This is a genomic window from Pedobacter sp. 01N416 (genome assembly GCF_056399685.1).
The window spans coordinates 1-5,096 of sequence record NZ_JBFTRT010000366.1; the positions used below are offsets into that span (position 1 = coordinate 1).

The following is a 5,096-nucleotide window of genomic DNA, read 5'->3' on the forward strand; positions in this document are numbered from 1 at the left end:
GCTCATCAGCTCATCAGTGTCGCCATTCATGTTGTTGCATTTGCGCATTTGGTTGGGGGTGTTTTAATTACTTTAGGCTTAGTTACCCGCTTTGCCGTTGTAATTCAGATTCCAATCTTATTGTTTGCGGTATTTTTCGTTAACCTTACGCCGGGTTTCTCCACACCGAATTCGGAATTGTGGTTTTCGGTATTGGTCTTGTTTCTGCTCATCATGTTTTGGGTAGTAGGTTCAGGCCCATTATCGGTTGATGAAGGGTTGAAACGCAAAACTGGCAAGCGGTACGCCTAAACAACATTAAATATTCTTAGTATCTTTCGCTTTTACGAACGATCATGAAAACGAAGATACTTTTTGCACTGCTTTTTGCGGGATTGGGATGTTACGCACAAAATTCGACAGATGAATATTTCACGCTAACGCGGGCTGGTTTCCTAGAAAAAAACGCTTATGAAACAACTGCTTTTGTAGAAAAATACTTTCGCGTACCCGGTAACACAGGCTTTAATGCCAGTATCCATTATGTAGAAAATATCCTTAAAAAGGCCGGTTTTGTAGAACAGAAGCAGGATGAATTTGAGGCTCCTTTAACTTATCGCATCGAAAAAAGAGCGATGAAAAACAATACCTGGGAACCTGTTGATGCCAATATTGATATCGTTGGCGAAACAAAACCACTCATCTCTTATAAAACTAACCGCAATATGATTCCAATCAATTGCGGATCAACAGCTGCAGGAGGTGTTACAGCTAATGTGGTTTACATTGCCAACGTATTACCTGCCGAAATAGAGAAAATGGACCTTAAAGGAAAAATCCTTTTTTCTGAGAACAGTCCGTCACGTTTGCTTCAAATAGCCACAAAAGCGGGAGCCATTGGTGTGCTGGGCTATTCGATGCCAAAGTACACCCAACCAGAGGTACACCAAACTTCTATCCAATTTGGGAGCATGAAAGCCAATAGTGAGGTATGGACMTTGCTTTTATCTTATGCTGCTAAAGAAAAATTAAAAGCAGCCTGTTTAAAAGGCGAGACTAAATTAAGAGTAAGTATTCAGACTAAAATTTACCCCTCCGAAGAATTAACCATAGTAGCAAATGTTAAAGGCAATGTAAATCCTAATGAACGTTTTGTGTTCAGTGCCCATGTTCAGGAGCCTGGCGCAAATGATAATGCAAGTGGTGTTGGTACATTAGCAGAAATGGCAAGGCTAACAGCAGCATTATATCAGGCAAAAAAGATAAGTCCGAAGCGTAGCCTCACTTTTTTATGGGGCGACGAAATTGTATCAACAAGAAGATATATTACCGAAGATACCACCCGGGCCAAAGGCATTATGTGGGGAATGAGTTTGGATATGGTTGGCGAGGACACTAAAAAAACCGGCGGCTCATTCCTGATTGAAAAAATGCCTGATCCATCGGCCATTTGGACAAGGGGAGCTGATAAACATACCGAATGGGGCGCTGGCGATGTTACTGAAAAAGATCTTTTTCCGCATTATTTTAACGATTTTATCTTCGATATCTGTAAAGCACAGGGCAAATTTGCCAACTGGACWGTTAATTATAATCCGTTCGAAGGTGGCAGCGACCACACACCATTTTTGCAAAATAAAATTCCAGGATTATTGATGTGGCACTTTACCGATGTTTTCTACCATACGGATAACGACAGGATTGATAAGGTTTCGCCAACCGAAATGAAAAATGTTGGGATAAGTGGTTTAACTGCTGCCTATACTTTAATTTCTGCAGATGAAAATACTGCGATAGCCACAATCTCGAAAGTTAAAACTGATGCTTTAACCCGCTTAAAAACTGAATTTGAACTGAGCAAAAAGGAAATTGCAAAAGGGAAAACCGCAACGGATGAGAAACACATTATTGAAGTGTGGGCCAAATGGTATACTGATGCTTTGGCAACGGTAAACAAGATGCCTGTAAAATCCGAAACCACCAGAGTTGGTTCGGCCATTAAGTTTGCCACCAACGAGATCGAAAAGCAAACGAAGCTATATTTAGAGGAGTTAAAGTAGATTGATGCCTAAACCAAAAGCAATAGTTATCGGTGCCGGAATTGCGGGCATTGCATCGGCAATCCGTCTTTCCTTAAAGGGCTATGAGGTTGATGTTTTTGAAGCTAATTCAAAACCTGGAGGTAAGCTGACAGAAATAAAAATGAACGGTTTCAGGTTTGATGCCGGACCGAGCCTTTTTACCATGCCCCAGTACGTGGATGAACTCTTCAAACTGGCAGGCAAAAACCCTGAAGATTATTTTGAATATCTAAAACTAAAAGAAATTTGCCGTTATTTTTACGAAGATGGCTTAAGGTTAAACGCAAGTGCAGATCTCGATGAACTTGCCAAGGAAATAGAAGAAAAAACAGCTTCAACTGCAAAAGAGGTTGAGCGCTATTTAAACAAAAGCAAAACCATTTACGATGTTACCCACCGTGTATTTTTGGAAAGAAGTTTGCATAAAATTAAAAGCTACCTGCACTGGGACACCTTAAAATCTATATTCCGTTTTGGCCAGATTGATGCTTTTAGAACCCAGGCAAAAGCAAACCAATCGTTCTTTAAAGACGATAGAATAGCGCAGCTTTTTAACCGTTATGCCACCTACAATGGTTCCGATCCCTATCAGGCACCGGCCACATTGAATATAATTCCACATTTCGAGTACCACTATGGAGCTTTCCTTCCAAAGAACGGGATGTATAGTATTGTTACTGCCCTGGTAAAATTGGCAGAAGGGTTGGGAATAAGGCTTCATTACAATCAAAAGGTGGAGGAAATTATATATTCTAATAAACCTAAATCCGAAGTACAGGGCGTAAAAGTTAACGATAAAACCTATAAAGCTAACGTTGTTGTTTCGAACCTCGACGTCTGGTTTACTTATAAAAACCTGCTTAAAAACATAGCTCAACCTAAAAAATTATTAAACCAGGAACGGAGTAGCTCTGCTTTGATTTTTTACTGGGGCATGGATGGGAATTACAGCGATATGGGCCTGCACAACATCTTTTTCGCTGAAGATTACCAAAAGGAGTTTAATGCCATATGGAAAGATAAAACCATCAGCAGCGACCCCACCGTTTACATTAATATCAGCGCCAAACACATTAGAGGGGATGCGCCTACAGATAGTGAAAATTGGTTTGTAATGATAAACGTTCCTGCCAATAATGGTCAAAAATGGGATGTGTTGATTAAAGAAGCCAGGACAAATATTATCAAAAAGATCAGTCGATTGTTAAACAGAAATATTGAAAAAGATATTATCTGTGAGCAGATTTTAGACCCCAGAAGCATTGAAAGCAAAACCGGTTCTTATCAAGGCGCTCTGTATGGCAACAGTTCCAACAATCAGTTTTCTGCCTTTTTAAGGCATTCCAATTTCAGTTCGAAAGTTAAAAATTTATATTTCTGTGGGGGTAGCGTGCATCCGGGCGGAGGCATTCCCCTTGCGTTGTTATCAGCTAAGATAATTGACGATGAGTTTAGGGTTTAGGGTTTAGGGGAAATCTTATCTAAAGCAAATTGTTTATTGGCAAAGAAAATCTACCGATTATTTTTAATCGCTTCTTCCAACTTTTCCCCGTCCAGGTCAAATGCGTCTACAATCAACTTAGCTTTGGTATAAAAAGGATCACGTTCTTTGAGTTTCTCTTTAATAAATTCTAAAAGCTGTTCATCATCCAGATCCTTAATTAAGGGACGTTTTTGACGGTTATGTAAACGTGATACCAAAGCCGCCGGCTCCATTTGCAAATAAACGGTTTCACCGTTAGCATTCATCCATTCCATGTTATCGAAAAAGCATGGCAATCCGCCTCCAGTAGCTACCACACAGGTTTCTGGATAATCGAAGGTTTTAAGCATTTTGCTTTCGTAATCCCTAAAGCCACTTTCTCCATATTCGGCAAAATATTCGGCAATACTTTTACCTGTTTTTGAAACAATTTCGGCGTCAAGATCAATCACAGGGCATTCTAAACGATGTGCCAGCTGTTTAGCTTTTGTACTTTTGCCGCAGCCCATGTATCCGATAAGGAAAATTTTCATGTGTGTTTTATTTAACCGACCTACAATAAATGGTCGCGTTTTAACATAATATAATCGGTTACAGGTGGCGTAAAACCTTCTTTTTTCAATAAAGTTACAACCTGTCCGCGATGATAAGTAGAATGATTAAATAAATGAAATAAAATTTCATCCAATCGGTTTTCGTACTCAATACCTTGTGTGTTGCTGTACAAAATCTTCTTATCTAAAGAACTCTTTTTCAATACCGCCCTGATCAATCTAAAATTTTCAGCAGCAATACGCTCAAAGTTTTCCTTATGATGAATATCCCAAACACCATAAAGTGGTTTCTTGCCCGAAATCCGTTGCGCCCATATATGTTGGGCATTAAGTACATGGCTAAACAAGCGCTCAGCATCGGGCATTTCGGTTGTTGCAAGCTTAAATATTTCGATGATGCGTTGATCGGCAAGCTCAGTATAATTTATAATTTCCTCTTCGCGCATAACCTAACTTAATTTAACTCTTGGGTCAACATAAGCATATAAAATATCAACCAGAATATTGATGACTACAAATACGAAGGCAATAAAAAGAATAGAACCCATCACTACCGGAAAATCAGACATTTCTAAAGCGGTTACAGTTGTTCTGCCTAATCCGTTATACCCGAAAATGTACTCTACAAAAAAAGAACCCGCCAGCAATGAGGCAAACCATCCTGAAATAGCTGTAATTACTGGGTTCAAAGCATTTTTTAAAGCATGTTTATAAATTATAGCATTTCTACTTAAGCCTTTGGCTCTTGCAGTTCTGATATAATCCTGCGCCAAAACATCCAGCATTGCACTTCTGGTTAACTGTACAATAATCGCCAAAGGTCTCAAACCAAGGGTAACCATTGGCAACCATAGGTTTCTTAGGGTTAATACTTCACCATTAAAGGGATCGTAAGAATATAAGCTGCCGCTCATTTTTAGGCCAGTATAATTGCTCAGTACAAAACCGAAAAGCCAGGCAATAATAATCCCCGCAAAAAAAGAAGGCGCTGATATACCC

6 protein-coding genes are annotated in these 5,096 nt (G+C 39.5%); 3 read left to right on the forward strand and 3 right to left on the reverse strand.

Translation table 11 applies throughout. The features are described from left to right. The 3 genes from AC1DND_RS18865 to crtD form a co-directional block, all read left to right on the forward strand. Positions 1-291, forward strand: a 291-nt coding sequence (locus AC1DND_RS18865; protein ID WP_477583955.1) for a DoxX family protein, incomplete at its 5' end; no start/stop codon positions are given. Between the two features lie 44 nt (positions 292-335). After that, positions 336-2,039 carry a M28 family peptidase gene (locus tag AC1DND_RS18870; protein WP_477583956.1) on the forward strand — a complete coding sequence of 568 codons (1,704 nt, stop codon included), beginning with the start codon at positions 336-338 and terminating at the stop codon, positions 2,037-2,039. 4 nt (positions 2,040-2,043) lie between these two features. After that, positions 2,044-3,522 carry a 1-hydroxycarotenoid 3,4-desaturase CrtD gene (gene crtD, locus AC1DND_RS18875; protein WP_477583958.1) on the forward strand — a complete coding sequence of 493 codons (1,479 nt, stop codon included), beginning with the start codon at positions 2,044-2,046 and terminating at the stop codon, positions 3,520-3,522. Positions 3,523-3,572: 50 nt separating this feature from the next. Here the strand turns inward: crtD and AC1DND_RS18880 are convergent, their stop codons facing one another. From AC1DND_RS18880 to AC1DND_RS18890, 3 genes are all read right to left on the reverse strand, one after another. Then, on the reverse strand, positions 3,573-4,076 hold the full coding sequence (locus AC1DND_RS18880) for a shikimate kinase (protein ID WP_477583960.1): 504 nt from the start codon (positions 4,074-4,076) through the stop codon (positions 3,573-3,575). Between the two features lie 20 nt (positions 4,077-4,096). Further along, on the reverse strand, positions 4,097-4,543 hold the full coding sequence (locus AC1DND_RS18885) for a DinB family protein (protein ID WP_477583962.1): 447 nt from the start codon (positions 4,541-4,543) through the stop codon (positions 4,097-4,099). Between the two features lie 3 nt (positions 4,544-4,546). Next, a partial coding sequence (locus AC1DND_RS18890) for an ABC transporter permease (protein WP_477583964.1) occupies positions 4,547-5,096 on the reverse strand: 550 nt, incomplete at its 5' end.

Coding starts and splice junctions, on each gene's coding strand:
- crtD (WP_477583958.1), top strand. CDS start 2,044: ATGCCTAAACCAAAAGCAATAGTTATCGGTGCCGGAATTGCGGGCATT.
- AC1DND_RS18880 (WP_477583960.1), bottom strand. CDS start 4,076: ATGAAAATTTTCCTTATCGGATACATGGGCTGCGGCAAAAGTACAAAA.
- AC1DND_RS18885 (WP_477583962.1), bottom strand. CDS start 4,543: ATGCGCGAAGAGGAAATTATAAATTATACTGAGCTTGCCGATCAACGC.